The following is a 20,282-nucleotide window of genomic DNA, read 5'->3' on the forward strand; positions in this document are numbered from 1 at the left end:
AAAAGATCATGGCTGTTTCCGTACTCAATATGCAGAATGGCGTCTACCGGCGCCGCCGCATCCTCAACCGCATCATGCTGACGGTGTCGCTGGGCACGCTGGTGTTCGGCTTGTTCTGGCTGTTCTGGATCATCCTGACGCTGCTGACCAAGGGCGCGCCCGCGCTGTCGTACACGCTGTTCACCGAAATCACGCCGCCGCCCGGGCAAACCGGTGGCCTTATCAACGCCATCTTCGGCAGCGTGGTAATGGCGGGCGTGGGCACGCTGATCGGCACGCCGGTTGGCATCCTGGCTGGCACGTACCTGGCGGAATACGGCCAGCGCGGCTGGCTGGCGCCTGCCACGCGCTTCTTGAACGACGTGCTGCTGTCGGCGCCGTCCATCATCATCGGCCTGTTCATCTACGCCGTGTACGTGGCTCAGGTCGGCCACTACTCGGGTTGGGCCGGCGCGCTGGCCTTGTCCATCCTGGTGATTCCGGTGGTGGTGCGCACCACCGACAACATGCTGCTGCTGGTGCCCAACAGCCTGCGCGAAGCCGCGGCGGCGCTGGGCTGCCCCAAGTGGCGCATGATCACGCTGGTGTGCTATCGCGCCGCCAAGACCGGCATCATCACCGGCGTGCTGCTGGCCATTGCGCGGATTTCCGGCGAGACCGCGCCGCTGCTGTTCACGGCGCTGTCCAACCAGTTCATGTCGTTCAACATGAACGCGCCGATGGCCAACCTGCCCGTTGTCATCTACCAATACGCCGCCAGCCCCTTCAAGGACTGGAATGACCTGGCCTGGGCCGGCGCCACGCTGATTACGCTCCTGGTGCTGGGCATCAACATCATTGCCCGCAACATGTTCCGCAAGTAAAGATCGCTTTGCCGGCGCGCATGGCGCGCCGGAGCCAAGGGAAAAGAAATGGAAAACACCGCTACCGCCGTCAAGAACAAGATCGAGGTCAAGAACCTGAACTTCTACTACGGCAAGTTCCATGCGATCCGCAATGTGAACATGTCGATCCAGGAGAAGAAGGTCACCGCCTTCATCGGCCCGTCGGGCTGCGGCAAGTCGACGCTGTTGCGCACATTCAACCGCATGTTCGAGCTGTACCCCGGCCAGCGCGCCGAAGGCGAAATCATCCTGGACGGCGAGAACCTGCTGACGGCCAAGACGGATATCTCGCTGATCCGCGCCAAGGTCGGCATGGTGTTCCAGAAGCCCACGCCGTTTCCCATGAGCATCTACGACAACATCGCGTTCGGCGTGCGCCTGTTCGAGCGCCTGTCCAAGGGTGAAATGGACGAGCGCGTGGAATGGGCCCTGAGCAAGGCCGCGCTGTGGAACGAAGTGAAGGACAAGCTGCATCAAAGCGGCAACAGCCTGTCGGGCGGCCAGCAACAGCGCCTGTGCATCGCGCGCGGCGTGGCGATCAAGCCCGAAGTGCTGCTGCTGGACGAGCCCTGCTCGGCGCTGGACCCGATTTCCACCGCCAAGATCGAAGAGCTGATCGCCGAACTGAAGAACGACTACACGGTCGTGATCGTGACGCACAACATGCAGCAGGCGGCGCGCTGCTCGGACTACACGGCCTACATGTACCTGGGCGAACTCATGGAATTCGGCCAAACCGACCAGATCTTCGTGAAGCCCTCGCGCAAGGAAACCGAGGACTACATCACCGGCCGCTTCGGCTGATGGATATTGCGGGGCGGGCGCTGTCGTAACGGCCGCTGCCCCATGCGCGGATAAAAAACCGGCGCGCCTTCATGGCGCGCCGATTTCTATTTGGGTGAATCGTTGTGGCGAAATCGGCAGGGCCACGCGGCCGGGCCACGCCCGGACGCGCTGGATTCTGGTATAGTTGCCACCCTTCGGGGCGTAGCGCAGCCTGGTAGCGCATCTGCTTTGGGAGCAGAGGGTCGTGAGTTCGAATCCCACCGCCCCGACCAAAAAAATCAAGGGCTTACGCTTTTACGGCGTAAGCCCTTGTGCTTTTGTGGCGCGCTATTCGCTGATGTGATTGAACTGCACCGATTCCGGGGCAATGCCGCCTTGTTTCAGACGGCTGTCGACCTGTTGTTCTTCGGTGCTGGCGCTGCCGCCCTCGGGCAGTTCCAGCCAGTTCGCCAATTCACGCTTGGCTTGCAGTGTCTCTGAGATACCGCCGTTGACAAGGGCGACGCCGTCGTCACCGTCGAGTTTGCGATAGCTGATCTGCGTTTTCATTGTTTTCTCCTGACGTGAAGCATCCAAGGACCGTCCGTGCTTGTAGGGCGGCGCGGGGGCTGCTCAGCAAGTCCCGTTCCAAACCGGCTCTTACCAGCGCCCCGCGGCGCCACGGGGACGGATGGAAACGCGCGGATCGCTTCTCTGCCCATCCCTACGCCGGCTTGAACACCATCAGCCAGAATATCCCCAGGAACGCACCCAGCGCCGGAAACCCCAGCACGAACCACGCGCGAAAGTAGCGCATGAATCTGGGCGACAGCGGTTCGCCGGCTTGCGCGGACGCAACTGCGCTGTCGCGCATCAGCATTTGCAGCTTCACTACCGGAAGCCAACACGCGATGGCCACCGCGTACAGCATCAAGGACGCGGACAGCCAGGGCGTGTTTAAAGGCAACTGCATCAGGTGGGCCAGATACCAGCCGGTCAGCGGTTGGATGACGGCGGTGGTGGCGGTGAACAGCCAGTCGGCCACGACCACGACGCGCGCCACCGAGGCCACCACCTTGACGTCGCGGCGCAGCACCACGCACAGCAGGTAGAACGCTGACCCGATGCCCGTGCCGAACAGCAGGGTTGAAGACAGGATGTGCAGCAGCTTGAACCATAGGTATTCCATCACGGCCTCCTTCGCGCTTGGCTGCCGCATAGCGCTTGGCTGTCGCACAGATACAGCAGGGCCAGCACCGCCAGCATCGGCAGGTTCTTCGAGATAGGGCCGAAGGGATGCAGCCATTGTTCGGGCAATTGCACGGTGATGATGGCGGTATAGCCCAGTATCAAGGCCATCTGCGCCAGCCACACCCAGCGCTTGCGACCGCCCAGGTTCAACAACGTCAACACGCCCAGCACCAGGTCCAGGCCCGCCGCGCCCGCCAGCATGATCGGGGCCAGGGCGCCGGGCACGCCGGCGTCGGCAAGCAGCGCCAGGCTGTCCCGGATGGGATACAAGCCCATGGACACCGCCGCCGTCCATAGCCAGACGACCGCGATGCACAGCCGTATCACGGGCCGCATCGTGCGCAGGATGCTGTCGGCGCGCAGCGGCGCTTGTTCATGCGGTGCAATGAACGCTGCTGGGCCGATGGGGCAGCGGCCCAGCAGCGTGGCGAAGGCGATCGGGTTGCCGGTGTTGCCGCGATTCAACATGGCCAGGCTGTCCGGGTCGAACAATGAGCCGGGTATCCAGCTGCTGATCCGGGCTACGGCGGACGCCAGACGGGACGGCACCGGAATGATCCACTGCCGTCCCGCCACGCCCAGGCCGCTGCGCAGCATCGTCAGGTAGGTGCGCACCGTGACCGGTTCGGGGCCGCAGAACGCCACGGTGACCGCACCGGACGGCGGTTGCGCCAGCATGGCGCGCACGCCGGCAACCACGTCATTGATGTGCACGGGTTGAACCCGCTGCCAGCCGCCCGCGGGCAAGGCGATGACAGGCAATACGGCAAGCTGGTTGAACAGCGCGGCACTGGTGCCGCCCACGCCATAGACCAGCGACGGCTGCACGATATAAGCGGGGGCGCCGGCCGCGCGCAACGCGTCGTCCGCTGCGCGCTTGCTGATATGAAAGCCCGATGCGGCATCGGCATCCGCCCCCAAGGCTGAAAACTGGATGACTTGCGCGTCGTATTGCCGGGCCGCCGCGAACAGCGCCTTGGCCGCCTTATCATGCACGTCGGCAAAGCTGGCCGGGCCCGCTTCCCGAAAAATCCCCACGGTATTGATGACGGCATCCACGCCGGACAGCAGCGGCGCCCAGTCTTCCGCCCGCGTCAGCCGCGAAAAGTCCGCGGGCACGTATCTTGCTCGCGGCACGTTCAGATCGCAGGGGCGTGGCGTACGCACCAGGCATACCAGCTGATGGTCGTCTTCACGCAGGGCGTCCACCAGCCGGCTGCCGATGAAACCATGCGCACCGGTCAGCAGAATTTTCATTCCTGTTCCTTTTTGTCGCGGCGCCAGATCGGTTATGGCGTTCAGCAAACCGCATACCCGGCGGCGTCGGGGCCACGCGCCCCGGCGCTGCCTCCTCACCAACCAGGGGATCACCATGCATGAATGGCGGCAAGCTTTTGTAGAAGGCGTACGCAGCGGCAGCGCGGCCAGCGCGTTGTCCACGTTGGCATTGATTGCGCTGGCCAAGCACCAGACAGGCCACGCCGCCGCCGCGACCAACGCCACCAGCCAGTGGCTATGGGGCGAGCGCGCGCTGCATCAGGATGACCCTAGTTGGAAGCACACGGCAACCGGCTTGTTGATCCACCACGCGGCGTCTATCTTCTGGGCCACGCTGCATGCGCGGGCCAGCGCTCGGGCACAGCAGACCCGCTGGGGCAAACGGCCGTGGATGGAAGGGGCGTTGGTGGCCGCGACATCATGTTTTGCCGATTACCAATTAACGCCGAAGCGCTTGCAGCCTGGCTTCGAACAACGCTTGACGCGCGGTGCGTTGCTGCTGGTGTATATCGCTTTTGGGGTGGGCATTGCGTTGGCGACGGGCGGCGCATCGCAAGCCAGGCGGGACGATGCACGAGGCAGGGGCCGTCGTGGCGATCGGCCATCACGCATACATGATTGATGCGATTGACGCGATTGACGCGATGGATGCGGCGATAGCGCACACCGGAGCCACGCGTCAAAAAAAACGCCCCGGGGTCCGATGACGCCCCCACGCGTCGGACCCCGGGGTGTCGGCGGCCTGAGCCGCTTGCTTGGCCTTACTTTGCCTTACCCGCCTGCGCGGCTTCCGCGTTGGTTTGCTGAAGCGCCAGCATGCTGAGCTTTTCGTCGGTGGCCTTTTCCTCGGCCAACGTTTCCTTCAACAGGGTCAACGCCTCGGTCAGGCCCAACTGCTTGGCGAACGTGCACAACGTGCCATAGCCGGCAATTTCGTAGTGCTCGACCTTCTGCGCGGCAGCAATCAACGCCGCATCGCGCACCGGCCCTTTTTCCACGTCTTCGATCACGTCGCGGCCTTCTTCCACCAAGCCTTCCATCGCCGCGCATTTGATGCGCTTGAGACGGAAGTCGGCGGATTCGATGATCTTGTCGATGCGTTCGACCTGGCCGCGTGTTTCTTCCAGATGCTGCGTGAACGCTTCGGCAAGCGCGGGGTCGGAAGCGGCGCGGGCCATCTTCGGCAACGCCCGCGTCAGTTGCTTCTCGGCGCTGTAGATGTCCGACAGTTCATGCACGAATAGATCCTGCAAGGTCTTCTGGGTCATTGTCTGCTCCCGTGTGTTGATGGGTGTGATGGGTGTGTAGGTGGCCATGATTGGCGCAGCGCCATTCAGCAAACGCCATGCCTGGCGCGCCGTGCTATTTCGCTTGGCCCTGGCCCTTAATGGCCGATTGCAACGCGCGCGCGTCTTGCAGGTGGCGTTTCAGCGTGGGTAGCGTATCGGCGGCAAAGCGCTTCAGGTCGGCATCGTTGGACGCTTTGGCGGCCTTGTCGAAGAGTTCGACGGCGTCCTCGTGCGCGGCCACGCCGATCTCGTCGCTGTACGCCTCGTCAAAGCCGTCGCTGCGCAGGTCCAGCGCCTTGAGCTTGGCGCTTTGTACCAGCGAGGGTTCCTTTGGCGTCTCGAAGCCTTTCTGTTTTGCCAGGGCTTGCAATTGCTGCCCCACCCGGGTGTGGTCATCGACCATCTTTTGTGCGAACTGTTTGACCTTTGCGTTCCGCGATTTCTTCAACGCCAGTTTGCTGCCGTCCACTTCCAGATAACCGGATTCCGCCGCCCGGGTCAGGAAGCCGCGGTCTTCGCTATTGAGCTGGGTGATGGACGCGGCGGAATCGGCCGGGTCAGGCTTGGGCGGGGTTTGCGCGGTTTGGGCCGGGGCCACGCCATGGGCGGCCAACATGATCGCGGCGCAAAGCCCTGCGACATAGACGTGCTTGGTCATGCGTGTCTCCTGAATGACGCCCGCCGGCACGATGCCGCCGCCGGGACAGGGCAACTTAGCAATCGGCATGCCTATGCGCGGCGCCGGCAGCGCCGGGAAAACGCGGTGCAAAGGCACGAAAGTTGCTGCCCCCCCACCGCGCGATTCGCAACGCTGCGGTTGCATCTCTAAGGGGACACACATGAAAGCACTTTGCTGGCACGGAAAGCACGACATCCGGTACGACACCGTTCCGGATCCCATCCTGGAACATCCCGGCGACGCCATCATCAAGGTCAGTGCCTGCGCCATCTGCGGATCGGACTTGCACCTGTTCGACGGCTTCATGCCGCAGATGAAATCCGGCGATGTGATGGGGCACGAATTCATGGGCGAGGTCGTCGAAGTCGGTAGCGAGACCAAGCGTCTGAAAGTGGGGGACCGCGTGGTGATCCCCTTCACCATCACCTGCGGCCAGTGCGACCAATGCCGGCGGGGCAATTTTTCGGTTTGCGAACGCACCAACCGCAACGCCGATGATGCCGCCAAGATGTTCGGCCACACCACGGCCGGGCTGTTCGGCTACACGCACCTGACCGGCGGCTACGCGGGCGGGCAGGCGGAATTCGTCCGCGTGCCATGGGCCGACACCACGCATATTCCGGTACCGCCCGAGCTCACCGATGACCAGGTCCTGTTCCTGGGCGACATCCTGCCAACGGGGTGGCAGGCGGCAATGCAATGCGAGATCGAACCCACGGATACCGTCGCGGTGTGGGGCGCGGGTCCGGTGGGCCAGATGGCGGTGCGCAGCGCCGTGCTGCTCAACGCCCGCCAGGTGATCTGCATCGACGATGTGCCCGAGCGGCTAAAGATGGCCAGCGACGGCGGCGCCATTCCGATCAACTTCGAGCAGGAAAGCGTGGTGGAACGGCTGAACGCGCTGACGCAGGGCAAGGGGCCGGACAAGTGCATCGACGCGGTGGGCATGGAATCTCACTCCGCCAGCGCCATGGGCGGCATGTACGACCGCGTCAAGCAAGCGGTGGGCGCCGAAACGGACCGGCCGCACGTGCTGCGTGAAATGATTTACGTATGCCGGCCTGGGGGCGTGCTGTCCGTGCCCGGCGTATACGGCGGCATGATCGACAAGATTCCGTTTGGCGCGTCGATGAATAAGGGGCTGACCTGGCGCATGGGCCAGACGCACGTGCAACGCTGGACGGATGATTTGCTGGACATGATCGTCAAAGGCCGCATCGATCCATCGTTCGTCATCACGCACCACGAACATCTGCAAGCGGGGCCGGACATGTACAAGACCTTCCGGGACAAACTGGACGGCTGCATCAAAGTGGTGTTGAAGCCGTAATCGTTGCGACCACGCGCACTGCTGCCGCCGCCTAGCCGCCCGACGGCAGCAGTTGCATGCCGGTGCGTCGCACGAATTCGTCGTAGCTGATGGGCGCGCCTTCCCTTGCGCTGGCGGCGTTTGCCTGCCAATGCACCCAAGAGCGTCCCGTGGTGGCGTCGTACACCACTTTATAGACGTGGCTGGGCACGGCCACGCCGGCACCGATCGTCGCCGGTTTGCCGCTGTAATAGGGTCCGGTATAGACGTAGACGTCGCCCGCCGCCCGCATGACGTATTTGCGCGTGTCCTGTTCGATGCGGCTCCACGAGCCCGCGTTCTGTGTCTGATCTTGCGGCACCATGTTCGCCAGCGAAAAGCTCTGCGCCATGGTTTCCTTGGAATACATGTCGCCGGCCGGCGCCATGTGGCCGCGCGAATAGCCCGACCCCTTGTAGTCATCCAGGGCGGCGCGTTCGGCGCTGGGCAGCCGCGCCTCTGTATAGAACTTGTCGGTGCGCTGCATGCCCTGCGCCTGCGCAAGCAGCTTGCGGTTCAGGCGTTCCACTACGAACACGGGGGTTTTGGTTTGACCGTTATGCAAGACGGCAAAGCCGGAAAAGCACAATTCGCGCAGTCCCGTGCCGGACGGCACGACGGGCATCTGGCCTTTCGGGAAAAATTGCGGACAGTCGGCAAACCGCGTGTGGGTCAGCGCGCCTGAAGGAATCACGGCCGGGGCAATTTTTTCCTGCGCCGGCCAACCCAGGTGCGCCAGGATGGCGTCGGGCGTCAGTTGCGCGGGCCATTGCGGTTTCAGGACATAGGTGGCGGCGCCGAAGCTGGCCAACGACGACACCAGCAGCGCACGGATGAACCGGTAGGCCCGGCCGGCGGATGTTGTATTGCCCCGGGCGGTGGGGCGTTTCTTTCTTGCTGCTGGTTTCTTCGCGCGCGTCATGCTACCTGTGTGTTGCGGGCCGGCCCTTGATGCGGCCGGCGTCAACGAATTGTAGATGACTGCGGCCAGCCGCAAGTCGGCGCGTTTACAGCACCAGTTTCAAGCCGATGGCCAGCATGGCGACGCCCACGCAGGCATCCAGAACGCGCCAGGCGCGGGGGCTGGCGAACAGCGGTCGAAGCAGGCGCGCGCCATAACCCAGCGTGAAGAAAAAGGCGAACGAGGCCGACATGGCGCCCAGCGCGAACGCGACCTTCTGCCCTTCGTACTGGCTGGAAATCGACCCCAGCAGCACCACGGTATCCAGATAGACATGCGGGTTCAGCCAGGTGAACGCCAGGCAGGCGGCCAGCGTGGCGCCAAGCCCGGCCGTCTGCGTGGCCGAGGGTGCCAGGCTGTCGTGCTGTGTGCGCCACGCGGACCGCAGGCTGCGCAGCGCGTAGACGAACAGGAACAGCGCGCCGCCATAGCGCATGGCCGGCTCCAGCCAGGGCAGCGTGTCCACGGCCAGCCCGAAGCCGGCAACACCCGACGCAATCAGGATGGCGTCGGACACGGCGCAGGCAAGGCACACGGCAAACACGTATTCCTGGCGCAGGCCCTGTCGCAGGACGAAAGCGTTTTGCGCACCGATGGCAACGATCAGGCCCAGGCTGAGCAGGAATCCAGGAATAAACGCGGTCGTCATTGCATACCCCATGAAAAGGGCGACAGACTAGCTGTTGGAAGTGGATTAGAAAAACTAATTAATCTAAACCGAGTTCAGTTCCGCTTAAGACGATGCGGGACAGGGGGCGCGTGCACGAAGGCGAACGCAAGCGCACGCACGTACAAGTTGCGCCGTGCCGTTTCGCGCCGGTTTCACGTGCTGTCATGTCCCGCCGCCACCAGGTGGTCCAGCAGCAGGCGGGCCGCCGCCGATAGCGCCTGCGCGTCGCGCAGGCAGATCGCGAAGCGGCGATGGCTCCAGGGGTCCAGCAGCGGCAGCACGCGCAGGCCGTGGGCCAGCGCATATGGCGTGGCGACTTCGATGGGCGCGACGCTGATGGCCAGGCCGGCCAGCACCACGCGAAACGCCGAATCGAAATTGCTGACGGTGACGCGGTGGCGCAAGGTCTTGCCGCTTTGGCCGGCCGCCGTCTGCAACATGCGCAAGACCGCGCCGGCGGCGGGCATGTTGACGTGTTCGAAGTCCAGGGCTTCGTCGAACCATACGGCTTCGCGCTGCGCCAGCGGGTGCCCCGGCGCGGTCACGACGGCCAGGCGGTCGCCCCGGTAAGGCCGGGTTTGCAGTCCATGAAAGTCCGCCGCATCCCAGCAGATGCCCAGGCTGGCAATGCCGCCCTTGACCTCGCGCACGACCTCCTGGCTGACGCGTTCTTCCATGTCGACCCGGATGTTGCGATGGGGCGCCATTTGCAGAAACGCCGCGATGTCTTCGGCCAGGGATTCCGCCAGCACGGACGCCGTTGCCAGGATGCGGACCTGGCCCTTGACGCCGCTGGCGTAGGCCGACATGTCGCGTTCGATGCGGTCCGAGCTGGCCAATATGGCGCGCGCGTGTTCCAGCAGCGTCTCGCCGGCCTCGGTGGGTTCGACGCCACGGCGTTTGCGCGTCAGCAGCTTGGCGCCCACCGTGTCTTCCAGCTGGGCCAAACGCTTGCTGATGGCCGATCCGACGAGGCTGGCGCGCTCGCCGGCGCGCGCGATATTGCCGGTTTCGCACACCGAGATGAACAGACGCAAGGTGGTGATGTCCAGGTCGCGCATGGCGGGGCGCCTTGATATGAAGTTCCGATTCGGAATATTAAACGTTCCGAAATACCGCTGGTGCGCGTATAGAGAATATCTAAACTGGCTTTGTCTTCAAATATCCGTCCGAATTTGCCGCCATGCCGACTGCCTCGCCTGCTGTGATTCCCCCCACCGCCATCGTGCGCGAAGTGGGGCTGCGCGATGGGCTGCAAAGCCTGCCCGTGGTATTGCCGACCCCCACCAAATGCGCATGGATCGACGCCGCCTACGCCGCCGGACAACGCGAGATCGAGGTCGGATCTTTTGTGCCCGCCCGCCTCTTGCCGCAGTTAGCGGACACGGACGCGCTGGTGGCCCACGCGAAAAGGTTGCCCGGTCTGTCGGTGTCCGTTCTGGTGCCCAATGTGAAAGGCGCCGAACGCGCGCTGGATAGCGGCGCCGACCTGATGCTGGTGCCCCTGTCGGCCAGCCACGCGCACAGCGTGGCCAACCTGCGCAAGACGCCCGACGAGGTCGTCGCGATGGTCGCCCAGATACGCGCCGCGCGCGACGCGGCGGGCTCGTCGATGTTGATCGAAGGCGGCGTCGGCACGGCCTTTGGCTGCACCTTGCAGGGCCGGGTGTCGCCGCAAGAAGTGTTGCGCTTGATGCAGGCGCTGCTGGACGCGGGCGCGGACCGCGTCAGCCTGGCCGATACCGTGGGCTATGCGGACCCTGCGGCGGTGCAGCGGCTGTTCGCCGACGCGCGCGGCATTGCCGGCGAGCGCCTGTGCTGCGCGCACTTTCACGACACGCGCGGGCTTGGCCTGGCCAATGTGCTTGCCGCGTTGCAGACCGGGGTGTCGCGCTTTGACGCTTGCCTGGGCGGCATCGGCGGGTGCCCGCATGCGCCCGGCGCCAGCGGCAACGTCAGTACCGAAGATCTGGTGTTCATGCTGGAAAGCATGGGCATCGCCACCGGCGTGGATATCGATCGCCTGCTGGCGCTGCGCGCTGCGGTGGACGAATGGCTGCCCGGGCAGCACTTGCACGGGGCGCTGTGGCGCGCCGGCTTGCCCAAGACCTTCCAGGCGGCATCGCAGCCGCTTGCACGGTCCGACATCCAGCGTCCCCACGGCGCGCGCCTGTAAGCGCCCGCGCACTTCACACGAGCTTTGTCATGTCACAACCACATCAAGAACCTTCCTTGCCGCACACCTCGCGCGCGTTGCCGCTTGCCGGCCTGCGCGTGGTCGAATTCACCCACATGGTGATGGGCCCGACCTGCGGCATGGTGCTGGCCGACCTGGGCGCGGAAGTGATCAAGGTCGAACCGGTACAAGGGGATCGGACGCGGCATCTGCTGGGCGTGGGCGCGGGGTTTTTTCCCATGTTCAACCGCAACAAGAAGAGCATTGCGCTGGACATCCAAAGCGCCGCCGGCGCCGAAGCCGCGCGCAAGCTGGCCGCCGGGGCCGACGTCGTGGCCGAAAATTTCCGCCCGGGCACCATGGCCAGGTACGGGCTGGATTACGCGTCGCTGGCACGTGACAACCCCCGGTTGATCTACGTCAGCCACAAGGGTTTCCTGCCCGGGCCATACGCCATGCGCACCGCGTTGGATGAAGTTGTGCAGATGATGGGCGGCTTGGCCTATATGACCGGGCGGCCCGGTGACCCGGTGCGCGCCGGCTCCAGCGTGAACGACATCATGGGAGGCATGTTCGGCGCCATCGGCGCGATGGCCGCCCTGATCCAGCGGGGCATCACGGGACGCGGCCAGGAAGTGCAATCGGCGCTGTTCGAGAACAATGTCTTCCTGGTGGGACAGCACATGCTGCAATACGCGATCACCGGACAGCCGTCCGCGCCGATGCCCGAACGCGTATCCGCCTGGGCGCTGTACGACGTCTTCACCGTGAAGGACGGCGAGCAGATCTTCCTGGCGGCCGTCAGCGATGCGCAGTGGATCACGTTCTGCGATGCCTTCGGCTTTGATGATCTGAAGCGCGACCCTGCCATGGCGACCAACAACGACCGTGTGCGCCTGCGCCCCACTTTGCTGGCGGACTTGCGCGCGCGTCTGGCGGGCTACAGCGCGGCCGAGCTGGCCGCCGTGTTCGAACGCATCGGCCTGCCGTTCGCGCCCATCGTCAAACCCGAGCAGCTTTACGACGACCCCCACTTGCGCGCCACGGGCGGGCTGGCCGACATCCGGCTGCCCGATGGCGAGCGCGCCGGCCAGATGGCGGGCGCCGCGCTATTCCCCTTGATGATGGACGGCCATCGGCTTGGGGTACGACAGCATCCGCCCACTTTGGGCGCGGACACCGACGCATTGCTGGCGGACCTGGGGTATGACGCGACGCAGATCGCGGCGCTGCGGGAGCAGGGTGCGGTGGCCTGATGCACGGCAATAAAAAACAACCAGGAGACAGACATGAACGATCAACGCGCGGGGTGGAGCCGCCGACAACTATTGGGCGCGCTGGGCGCCGCGATGCTGGCCGTGCCGGGCCTGGGGCGCGCACAGCCGGACCGGCCCGTGAAGTTCATTCTGCCCGTGGGCGTGGGATCCGGCGTGGATACGATCACGCGGTCGGCCGGCCCGGCGTTGTCGTCGGCGCTGGGCCATACGGTCGTGGTGGAAAACCAGCCTGGCGCGGGAGGCATCGTGGGCACGTCGGCGCTGGTGCGGTCGGCGCCCGACGGCTACACGCTAAGCATGGTGTCGAACAATCACGTGATTTTTCCCAGCGTCTATAAGTCCTTGCCGTTCGACCCGCTGGCGGACATTACCCCGATCAGCATGGTGGGCATGACACCGTTCCTCTTGGTGGCCAATCCGAAAAACATCGCGGCCAATAATCTGAAGGAGCTGACGGCCCTGCTGTCGCGGGAACCGGGCCGCTACAACTACGGGTCGTCGGGCAATGGCACGATCCTGCATCTGGCGGCGGAAATGTACGTGCAGCAGGCGGGCGCCAAGGCGCGCCATATTCCGTACAAGGGCGTGGGGCCCATGATGGCGGACCTGATCGGTGGGCAGGTGGACTTCGGCGTGTTGTCGCTGCCGTCGGTATTGCCGCAGATCAAAAGCGGTGCGCTCAAGGCGCTGGCGGCCTGTGGCGGCGAACGGATGGAGGCATTGCCGGATCTGGCCACGGCGCGCGAGCAGGGTTTGGCCCACTACGAAATCGGCGGCTGGTTCGCGGCGGCGGGGCCGGCGAAGTTGCCGGCGGCCGATGTGCGGCGTATCTACGATGCGTTGGGACGGGCATTCAATGCGCCCGAGGTCAAGCACGCCATGGCCGCCCAGAACAACAAGATCCTGCTGATGCCCCCCGAGCAGACGGCGGCGTACTTCCGCTCTGAAATGGCCAAGTACGCGGTCATCGTGCGGGGGGCGGGGCTTGAGCTGATGTAGCGCCCGAAGCTGGGGTGTCAGCCGGCCTTCTGGTCGGCGGCCCGCAGCAGGCCGTAGAGCTTGTCCTTGAGCTGTAGTTTTTCTTTTTTCAGCACTTCAATGTTGACGCCCGAGGTTGGCACGACGCCGTCCTCCATATTTTGAATCTCCTGGTCCAGGTCGTTGTGGCGCTGGAACAGGGCCGAGAAATGCGCATTCTCGGATTTCATCTGCGTAATGAGTTGGCGATATTCAGGGAACATTGGGGCCTCTCTCTTGGGAACCCGTTGACGGGAACCGGCGACGCACCTAACGCGGCGCGCGTCGGCTCGCCCATGACACGCCAACCCCCACGCCTTGTCAACCGGCGCGCCCGTGCCGGCGCTCGTCAAAAATTGACGGGGCGCAAGATGGCCCCGCGCGGCGCGCGAAAATGTCGTTGATGCTCACTTTTAATTACATGGAAGGGTTTGCCCGGAGATACACTCGGCACCCCGTGGTCCGTCATCTTTTAGACATGAAACAACGCGCGTCCAATGTTCGGCAGGTTTTTGCTCTTTTTAGCAAGGACGGGCGTATCCACCCGGGCACCGGCATGATGAGCGGCGTAATCGCGCTGTTCCTGGCCATTCTGGCCGTGCTGGGCGTTTTGGCTTTCCACTTTCCCGCTTACCTGACCACCCCGGAACTGCGCGCCTTCTATTCCGTGGAAGCGATGCGCACGCTGCTGTTTTCGGCGCTGCTGGTGTCAGGGTCGATCGCATTGGCCAACATCGTGCTGGGTCGCCAGCGCTGGCTGAACATATCGGCCTTCGTGCTGGTCTGCTGCGCGGTGGCCGCCGGCGGCAGCCAAGTGGTGGTGACCACGTCCAATACCGGCAACCACCCGTACCTGGGCCTGGACTGGTTCATTCTGGATCTGCTGGCGTCCAGCATGGTCTTCATCATTTTCGAAAAGCTGACGCCGCTGTATCCCGGCCAACCCGTGTTTCGCGGCGAGTGGCAGGTGGACATGAAGCACTTTCTGTTCAACCACTTGTCGGTGGGCGCGGTGCTGCTGTGCATCAACTTCTTCATTCACCGACTGTTTTCCTGGGCAGCCTACGAGCCGCTACAGGCGGCCATCCAGTCCATGCCGTATCTGCTGGAATTGTTCGTAGCCGTGCTGGTGGCGGACCTGGCGCAATACGCGGCGCATCGCGTCTACCACGAGGTCCCGTTCATGTGGCGCTTCCATGCCGTGCATCACAGCACGCGCACGCTGGACTGGCTGGCCGGATCGCGCCTGCACATCGTTGAACTGCTGATCACGCGCGTGGCGGTGCTGGGGGTGTTGTTCGTGCTGGGGTTTTCAAAGGCGGTGCTGGACGCCTACATCATCATCGTCGGCTTTCAGGCCGTGCTGATCCATTCCAATGTGAAGCTCCCGTGGGGTTGGCTGCGCTACATCATCGTGACGCCTGACTTTCACCATTGGCACCACTCGTCGGATACGGAAGCCATCGATAAGAACTACGCCGCCCACTTCTCGTTCATTGACTACATCTTTGGCACGGCAGTGCGCGGCGTGGGCAATCGCCTGCCCGAAAACTACGGCATCCTGGATAACGACATGCCCGGCACCTTCCTTGCCCAGCAAGCGTATCCCTTCAGCCGCAAGCGCTAACCGCGCCTGCCGGTTACAGCATCTTGACCGCGCGCCCGATGAACTGGATCGGGCCGGTCGGCTTGCCGATGGGTGAGCCGGTCTTGGGTTCTAGCGTCAGTTCAAACAACTGGTTGGGTTCCAAGGGTGGCAGCTTGTCCAGCGGGATCACGACGGGTTCGCCCGGCTTGATCAGGCCCAGCGATACCGGGCCGGCCCACCCATCAGCCTTGGTCCAGAATTCAAGCGCCCGGTCCGGCGGCACTTCCGTTGCCGCGATGGGCACCAATTGCACGGCGCTTTGCCCGGCCTGTGCCTGCACCACCCAGCCCGGCGCCTGCGATTGCGGCGCAACCAACACCACTACGTATTGCGGGGCGGACGGCGTCGATGCGGGGCGCAGCGCCAGCGTGCTGCCCAGGATCAAAACGGCTGCCATGCCGCCCACGGCCACGCTTCGCCAGAACAGCAAGCTGTCCCACAAACCCGGTCCGGAAGGGGCGACGGGGCGTGGCTGCGGAGCTGCAAAGGTTTCTGCCTGCGCCTGTACGCGGGCACGGGCGGTGTCCTTGGCCTGGGCGGCATCCAAGGTGCCGACAATCCGCGGCCACAGGCTGGCCGAAGGTTCTACCGGCGACGATAGATTCGTCAACGGCAGCAAGCGCGCTTCCCATCGCGCCACGGCGGCCCGCAGGGCGGCATCGTGCACCATGCGCGTTTGCACCGCGCGGCGCGCGTCGGCCGGCAAGGTGCCCAGCACGTACTCGCCGGCCAAGTCGTCGGTGGCGTCGTAAGAATCTTGCGGGGCGTTCATGCCAGGCACTCCCGCAGTGCTTGCAGGCTGCGCTTGATCCACGCCTTGACGGTGCCCAGCGGCGCGCCCAGGCGGTGCGCGATCTCGCTGTGCGTCAGCCCTTCAACATAGGCGTGCAGCACGCAGTTGCGGCGCACGGGTTCCAGTTCTTCCAGGCAGGGGGCCATGCGGCCCGCGCTGGCGCGCCAGTCGAATGCGTCGCGGGTGTCGTGCCAGGCCTCGATGGCTTGGCGCGCATCCAGGGCGGCAGCGGCGTCATTGTCTACGTCGGTTTCGCGTGCGGTGTCGCGCAGCGCGTTCAGCGCCAGGTTGCGGGTGATGCTGTAGACCCAGCCGCGTCCCGATCCGCGCGATGCGTCGAACGTGCCCGCCTGCTTCCAGATCTTGACGAATGCGTCATGCACGATGTCCTCCGCCCAAGCGCGGTCGCGCAGGAGTCGTTGGGCCACGCCCAACAGGCGTGGGCCTTCTTGCCGATACAGGGCATCCAGCGCGGCCCGGCGGCCGGCGGCGCATTCCTGCAAGACGGCTTCGTAATCGAAATCCGGATCAAGGCGGTTCGGCATGCGATAGCGAGAAGCGGGAAGAAGGCGGCCGCGCGTGACCAGCCTGCGCGGGGAGAAGTTGCGCCATCTTACCCGGAGTCCCCGGCCGTAGGCCCGTCGGATTCCGACGGGCCTACGGGATCAGTTTGCCTTGTAGAAGATGTAGTCGGCTTGGTATTGCACCTGGCTTTTCTGTCCCAGCATGGCGGTGGTGCACGGGGTCTTGGGCGCCACGCCGCCCTTGAGGGCCACGCGCTGAATGTAGGTCACGCCCGTCAACGCGCCCGCGCCCATGGCCGGGTTGGCCTTGACCAACTGGTAGGGCAGGTTGCCGTCACCCGCGGGCGCCACGGCCACTTGCGTGCCGGTCAGCTTCGAGCCGTCCATGGCTTCCCAGGTGGCGGGCGGGCCGTAATACGTGCCCACCTGCTTGCCCTTGCGGTCGTTAAGCACGGCCTTCGGACCGGCAAACGCCCATTCGGCCTGGCCCTTCATGTCGGCCTTGGCGCGGCATTCGTAGGTGATCTCGCCCACGCCCACGGTTTCCCAGGCCACCTTGTTGCCGGCGGGCGCCTGGACGCTGGCGGGCAGGTTGGCCTGCGTATAGGCCGTGGGTTTGGAACTCATCGAGCCGCAGGCGGCAAGCAGCGACACGGCGAACAGGCCGGCAACGGCGGGAATGCGGTGCGAACGTTGGGTCTTCATGAGCGGTCTCCAGCAACGTGAAAGGTCTGTGGACGACGCGCCCATTGCGCGCCGGTACAGGTACTACACGCCGGACCCCCAAACGGATGCAGGCCGGATGCAAATATTTTTGCATCCGGCCTGCATGGGCGAAAAAGGCGGGGTTTACTTGGCCTTGCGGTTGGCCGAGTACGACGCCATCAGGTTGCGGTAGTCGGGGATGTGGTTGGCGAACAAGGTGCCCAGCCCTTCGACGTCGTTGCGCCAGTCGCGGTGCAGTTCGCACGCCACGCCGAACCACGACATCAGCTGCGCGCCGGCTTGCTCCATGCGGCTCCAGGCGGCGTTGCGGGTGACTTCGTTGAAGGTGCCCGAAGCATCGGTCACGACGAACACATCAAAGCCCTCTTCCAGGGCCGACAGGGCGGGGAAGGCGACGCACACTTCGGTGACCACGCCGGCGATGATCAGCTGCTTCTTGCCGGTTGCCTTGACGGCCTTGACGAAGTCTTCGTTGTCCCAGGCGTTGATGTTGCCGGGGCGGGCGATGTAGGGGGCGGTGGGGAACTTGTCTTTCAGTTCCTGGACCAGCGGGCCGTTGGGACCGTCTTCGAAGCTGGTGGTCAGGATGGTGGGCAACTTGAAGTATTCGGCCAGGTCGGCCAGTGCCAGCACGTTGTTTTTGAATTGGTCGGGTTGGAAATCACGCACCAGGGAAAGCAGGCCGGCTTGGTGGTCAACCAGCAGGACGGCGGCGTCGTTCTTGTCCAGTTTCACGTAGGGCTTGGTCATGGTTTGCTCCGTTATGTCTTCAGGTTTGGTGCGCGGTGTTGCGCGGTGAGTGCATGAACAGAATTCTAAATATCAACCAATACCCCCGGTAGTGGGGCAAATTGCGCCTCAGCGTTCTATTTATCGGACGGCGGGTGCGGGGCCTTTCGGTGCAGGGATGCCGTGGCGCTGCTGCGTATCGCACTCGCGCTGGGCGTTTTCACGATACTCGCTTCCCATGAAATCAAGCAGTTCGCGCACGGCGGGTAGCAAGCCCCGGCGCGACGGGAACACCGCATGGACGGCGCCCGGTTCGGGCACCCACGGCGCGCCGACGGGCACCAGCGTGCCGGCATCGAGCTCGTCGCGGATCATCATCAGCGGTAGCGCCGCGACACCCACGCCGCGCAGGGTCGCTTGCTTTAGCGCCAGCATGTCGTCGGTGACCAGGCGCGGGGTGAACGGCACGTTTTGGCGCGCGCCGTCCGGGCCGTCCAGCCGCCATTGGCATTCGCGCTGTTCGGTGCCCAGCGCCAGCGTGGGCAGTTCGGCAAAGCGGGCCACGTCGGCATCCGGCGGCAGCTTGCGGGCCAGCGCGGGGCTGGCGACCAGGCTCTGGCAGCTCATGCCCAAGGGCTTCATGACAAGGTCACTGTTTTCCAGGGGGCCGAAGCGCACGCGCACCGCCAGGTCAAAGCCTTCGCGCAGCACGTCTACTGAACGCGAAAAGCTCTTCAGATACACATGCACCTTGGGGCACTTTTCCATGAAGCGCGCCACCACATCGCCCAAAAAATAGTAGATCAGCGCGGGCGGCGCGCTCATGCGGATCGTGCCCTGCGGTTCGGCATGGGTACGGTCGATGACGTCTTGCGCGGCCTCGGCGCCGGCCAGCATCGACAGGCACTGGTCGTAATATTCCTGACCCAGTTCGGTTACGGCGAAGGTGCGGGTGGACCGCTGGATCAGCCGCACGCCCAAGCGTTCTTCCAGCAGGGCAATGCGGCGGCTGAGACGGGATTTGGGGATGTCCAGCGCGCGGCCGGCGGGCGCGAAACCGCCGTGTTTCACGACTTGGACAAAATAGTAGAGATCATTCAAATCGTGCATGACTTCCCGCGTTTTTGGAATTAAGACGTAGCGGGAGCATATAACGCGATGACGGCCGCACGGGGCCCAAGCCGAACTCAGGCGGCAGCGCCCACCGATTCTTCCTTCCAGCGCTGCTTATCGCGCAGCGGCGGGGTGCCGAACAAACGGCTGTATTCGCGGCTGAACTGCGACGAACTTTCGTAGCCCACGGCGTGCGCGGCCAGGGCCACGCCGGCGTCATCGCTCAACATCAACCGGCGCGCTTCCTGCAAGCGCAGGTGCTTCTGGTATTGCAGCGGACTCATGGCGGTGGCTTGCTTGAAATGGTGGTGCAAGGACGACACGCTCATGTGCACATCGCGCGCAATTTCCTCCACGCGCAGGGGCTGCGCATAGTTGTCGCGCAGAATGCGGATGGCCTTGGCCACGCGGTTCAACTGGCTGTCTTGCAGCACCGTCTGGCGCAGCACGACGCCCTGGCCGTTCATCAGCAGCCGGTACAGCAGCTCGCGCTTGACCATGGGCGCCAGGATGGGGATGTCGCGCGGGGTGTCCAACAAGCGCAGCAGGCGCAGCACTACGTCCAGCAGCGAGCCGCCCAGCGGGTTCACGCACAGCGCGCGCGAGGCCTCGGCGGGCACCAGCGGCGGCAGGTTTTCGTCGCTGATGAGTTCGGCGATTTCCTCGGGGTTCAGATCCAGCCGCAAGCCCAGATAGGGCAGGGTGGGGCTGGCGACCGACACCTTGGCCACCACGGGCAGGTCCACCGACGAGATCAGGTAATGGAAAGGATCGTATTCAAAGCTCTCGTCGCCGATCAGCAAACGTTTGGACCCCTGCGCAATGACCGCCAGCGCGGCCTTTTGCAAACCGGGCTTGGCGCCGGTCGGTTGCGACAGACGGTGTAGATACAAGCCTTCGATGGGCGTGTCCAACGAGCCCTCCAAGGTGCCGGTCATGCGGTCCAGGGTACAAAGCAGCTCGCGGCGGGCGGGTTCGAAAGCACCGTCCAAGCCAGGAATATTGACGGAAGCTTCGGATTGCTCGGTAGTAATAGGCATGGAGGCTCCGAGGGGTGGCGCGGACCTGGCGGCGGCGCAGGCGCGGTGGAATAGAGGGCGGGCTCCAGTGTATGCGCGCTGTGGACGTGCCGAACCGGGGCCGGATAGTCTATG

At 64.4% G+C, this 20,282-nt stretch carries 23 protein-coding genes and 1 tRNA gene; 9 read left to right on the top strand and 15 right to left on the bottom strand.

The window, feature by feature from the left end; genetic code table 11:
* Window positions 1-8: 8 nt before the first annotated feature.
* From pstA to V6F88_RS26245, 3 genes are all read left to right on the top strand, one after another.
* The gene (pstA, locus tag V6F88_RS26235; RefSeq protein WP_082134619.1) at window positions 9-863 is read left to right on the top strand and encodes a phosphate ABC transporter permease PstA; all 855 of its coding nucleotides are present in this window, start codon (window positions 9-11) and stop codon (window positions 861-863) included.
* Window positions 864-911: 48 nt separating this feature from the next.
* Window positions 912-1,688, top strand: coding sequence for a phosphate ABC transporter ATP-binding protein PstB (pstB, locus tag V6F88_RS26240; protein ID WP_006221056.1), 777 nt, complete (start codon window positions 912-914; stop codon window positions 1,686-1,688).
* 177 nt (window positions 1,689-1,865) lie between these two features.
* Window positions 1,866-1,942: transfer RNA gene (locus V6F88_RS26245), tRNA-Pro, on the top strand.
* Window positions 1,943-1,997: 55 nt separating this feature from the next.
* Here V6F88_RS26245 and V6F88_RS26250 read toward each other — a convergent pair.
* The 3 genes from V6F88_RS26250 to V6F88_RS26260 form a co-directional block, all read right to left on the bottom strand.
* Window positions 1,998-2,219 (bottom strand): hypothetical protein, encoded by a 222-nt coding sequence (locus V6F88_RS26250; RefSeq protein WP_332613266.1) that lies wholly within the window; start codon window positions 2,217-2,219, stop codon window positions 1,998-2,000.
* Between the two features lie 154 nt (window positions 2,220-2,373).
* Window positions 2,374-2,838: a DUF2269 family protein gene (locus tag V6F88_RS26255; RefSeq protein WP_332613267.1), complete on the bottom strand. Its 465-nt coding sequence runs from the start codon at window positions 2,836-2,838 to the stop codon at window positions 2,374-2,376.
* A complete protein-coding gene (locus V6F88_RS26260; protein WP_332613268.1) occupies window positions 2,838-4,157 on the bottom strand; it encodes an SDR family oxidoreductase in 1,320 nt (439 codons plus the stop codon). The genes V6F88_RS26255 and V6F88_RS26260 overlap by 1 nt, the downstream gene beginning before the upstream one ends.
* Window positions 4,158-4,272: 115 nt before the next feature.
* Between V6F88_RS26260 and V6F88_RS26265 the strand changes: the two genes are divergently transcribed.
* Window positions 4,273-4,800: a hypothetical protein gene (locus V6F88_RS26265; RefSeq protein WP_332613269.1), complete on the top strand. Its 528-nt coding sequence runs from the start codon at window positions 4,273-4,275 to the stop codon at window positions 4,798-4,800.
* A gap of 139 nt (window positions 4,801-4,939) precedes the next feature.
* Here V6F88_RS26265 and V6F88_RS26270 read toward each other — a convergent pair whose 3' ends face one another.
* Together V6F88_RS26270 and V6F88_RS26275 are read right to left on the bottom strand one after the other, a co-directional pair.
* Window positions 4,940-5,446, bottom strand: coding sequence for a YciE/YciF ferroxidase family protein (locus tag V6F88_RS26270; protein WP_046806222.1), 507 nt, complete (start codon window positions 5,444-5,446; stop codon window positions 4,940-4,942).
* A 94-nt stretch (window positions 5,447-5,540) separates the two neighbouring features.
* Window positions 5,541-6,125 (bottom strand): DUF4142 domain-containing protein, encoded by a 585-nt coding sequence (locus tag V6F88_RS26275; RefSeq protein WP_332613270.1) that lies wholly within the window; start codon window positions 6,123-6,125, stop codon window positions 5,541-5,543.
* A gap of 181 nt (window positions 6,126-6,306) precedes the next feature.
* Between V6F88_RS26275 and V6F88_RS26280 the strand changes: the two genes are divergently transcribed.
* On the top strand, window positions 6,307-7,476 hold the full coding sequence (locus V6F88_RS26280) for a zinc-dependent alcohol dehydrogenase (protein WP_332613271.1): 1,170 nt from the start codon (window positions 6,307-6,309) through the stop codon (window positions 7,474-7,476).
* Window positions 7,477-7,507: 31 nt separating this feature from the next.
* Here V6F88_RS26280 and V6F88_RS26285 read toward each other — a convergent pair whose 3' ends face one another.
* The 3 genes from V6F88_RS26285 to V6F88_RS26295 all read right to left on the bottom strand — a co-directional run bounded on the left by V6F88_RS26285 (window position 7,508) and on the right by V6F88_RS26295 (window position 10,186).
* Entirely contained in the window at window positions 7,508-8,416 is a 909-nt protein-coding gene (locus V6F88_RS26285; RefSeq protein WP_332613272.1) for a DNA/RNA non-specific endonuclease, read from the bottom strand.
* An 85-nt stretch (window positions 8,417-8,501) separates the two neighbouring features.
* Complete coding sequence (locus V6F88_RS26290) at window positions 8,502-9,104, bottom strand: LysE/ArgO family amino acid transporter (RefSeq protein WP_332613273.1); 603 nt, start codon at window positions 9,102-9,104, stop codon at window positions 8,502-8,504.
* 173 nt (window positions 9,105-9,277) lie between these two features.
* On the bottom strand, window positions 9,278-10,186 hold the full coding sequence (locus tag V6F88_RS26295; protein ID WP_332613274.1) for a LysR family transcriptional regulator: 909 nt from the start codon (window positions 10,184-10,186) through the stop codon (window positions 9,278-9,280).
* Between the two features lie 122 nt (window positions 10,187-10,308).
* Here V6F88_RS26295 and V6F88_RS26300 point away from each other — a divergent pair, with 122 nt between their 5' ends.
* From V6F88_RS26300 to V6F88_RS26310, 3 genes are read left to right on the top strand one after another with little or no spacing between them, the layout of a single operon-like run.
* Window positions 10,309-11,301, top strand: coding sequence for a hydroxymethylglutaryl-CoA lyase (locus tag V6F88_RS26300; RefSeq protein ID WP_332613275.1), 993 nt, complete (start codon window positions 10,309-10,311; stop codon window positions 11,299-11,301).
* A gap of 29 nt (window positions 11,302-11,330) precedes the next feature.
* Window positions 11,331-12,557 (top strand): CaiB/BaiF CoA transferase family protein, encoded by a 1,227-nt coding sequence (locus V6F88_RS26305; protein WP_332613276.1) that lies wholly within the window; start codon window positions 11,331-11,333, stop codon window positions 12,555-12,557.
* Between the two features lie 33 nt (window positions 12,558-12,590).
* On the top strand, window positions 12,591-13,577 hold the full coding sequence (locus V6F88_RS26310; RefSeq protein WP_332613277.1) for a Bug family tripartite tricarboxylate transporter substrate binding protein: 987 nt from the start codon (window positions 12,591-12,593) through the stop codon (window positions 13,575-13,577).
* 17 nt (window positions 13,578-13,594) lie between these two features.
* On the opposite strand, the gene V6F88_RS26315 is transcribed toward V6F88_RS26310, so the two are convergent.
* Window positions 13,595-13,819: a YdcH family protein gene (locus V6F88_RS26315; protein ID WP_120156598.1), complete on the bottom strand. Its 225-nt coding sequence runs from the start codon at window positions 13,817-13,819 to the stop codon at window positions 13,595-13,597.
* Between the two features lie 254 nt (window positions 13,820-14,073).
* On the opposite strand from V6F88_RS26315, the gene V6F88_RS26320 reads away from it, so the two are divergent.
* Entirely contained in the window at window positions 14,074-15,222 is a 1,149-nt protein-coding gene (locus V6F88_RS26320) for a sterol desaturase family protein (RefSeq protein WP_332613278.1), read from the top strand.
* 13 nt (window positions 15,223-15,235) lie between these two features.
* Here V6F88_RS26320 and V6F88_RS26325 read toward each other — a convergent pair whose 3' ends face one another.
* The 6 genes from V6F88_RS26325 to V6F88_RS26350 form a co-directional block, all read right to left on the bottom strand.
* Entirely contained in the window at window positions 15,236-16,015 is a 780-nt protein-coding gene (locus V6F88_RS26325) for an anti-sigma factor (protein ID WP_332613279.1), read from the bottom strand.
* Window positions 16,012-16,581: a sigma-70 family RNA polymerase sigma factor gene (locus tag V6F88_RS26330; protein ID WP_332613280.1), complete on the bottom strand. Its 570-nt coding sequence runs from the start codon at window positions 16,579-16,581 to the stop codon at window positions 16,012-16,014. The genes V6F88_RS26325 and V6F88_RS26330 overlap by 4 nt, the downstream gene beginning before the upstream one ends.
* Window positions 16,582-16,701: 120 nt before the next feature.
* Entirely contained in the window at window positions 16,702-17,265 is a 564-nt protein-coding gene (locus V6F88_RS26335; protein ID WP_332613281.1) for a DUF3455 domain-containing protein, read from the bottom strand.
* Between the two features lie 144 nt (window positions 17,266-17,409).
* Window positions 17,410-18,036 (bottom strand): isochorismate family cysteine hydrolase YcaC, encoded by a 627-nt coding sequence (ycaC, locus tag V6F88_RS26340; protein ID WP_332613282.1) that lies wholly within the window; start codon window positions 18,034-18,036, stop codon window positions 17,410-17,412.
* Window positions 18,037-18,156: 120 nt separating this feature from the next.
* On the bottom strand, window positions 18,157-19,125 hold the full coding sequence (locus V6F88_RS26345; RefSeq protein ID WP_332613283.1) for a LysR substrate-binding domain-containing protein: 969 nt from the start codon (window positions 19,123-19,125) through the stop codon (window positions 18,157-18,159).
* Window positions 19,126-19,202: 77 nt separating this feature from the next.
* Window positions 19,203-20,168 (bottom strand): AraC family transcriptional regulator, encoded by a 966-nt coding sequence (locus tag V6F88_RS26350; RefSeq protein WP_332613284.1) that lies wholly within the window; start codon window positions 20,166-20,168, stop codon window positions 19,203-19,205.
* Window positions 20,169-20,282 lie beyond the last annotated feature (114 nt).

It is taken from the genome of Achromobacter sp. ESBL13 (assembly GCF_036668755.1).
GTDB lineage: Bacteria > Pseudomonadota > Gammaproteobacteria > Burkholderiales > Burkholderiaceae_B > Achromobacter.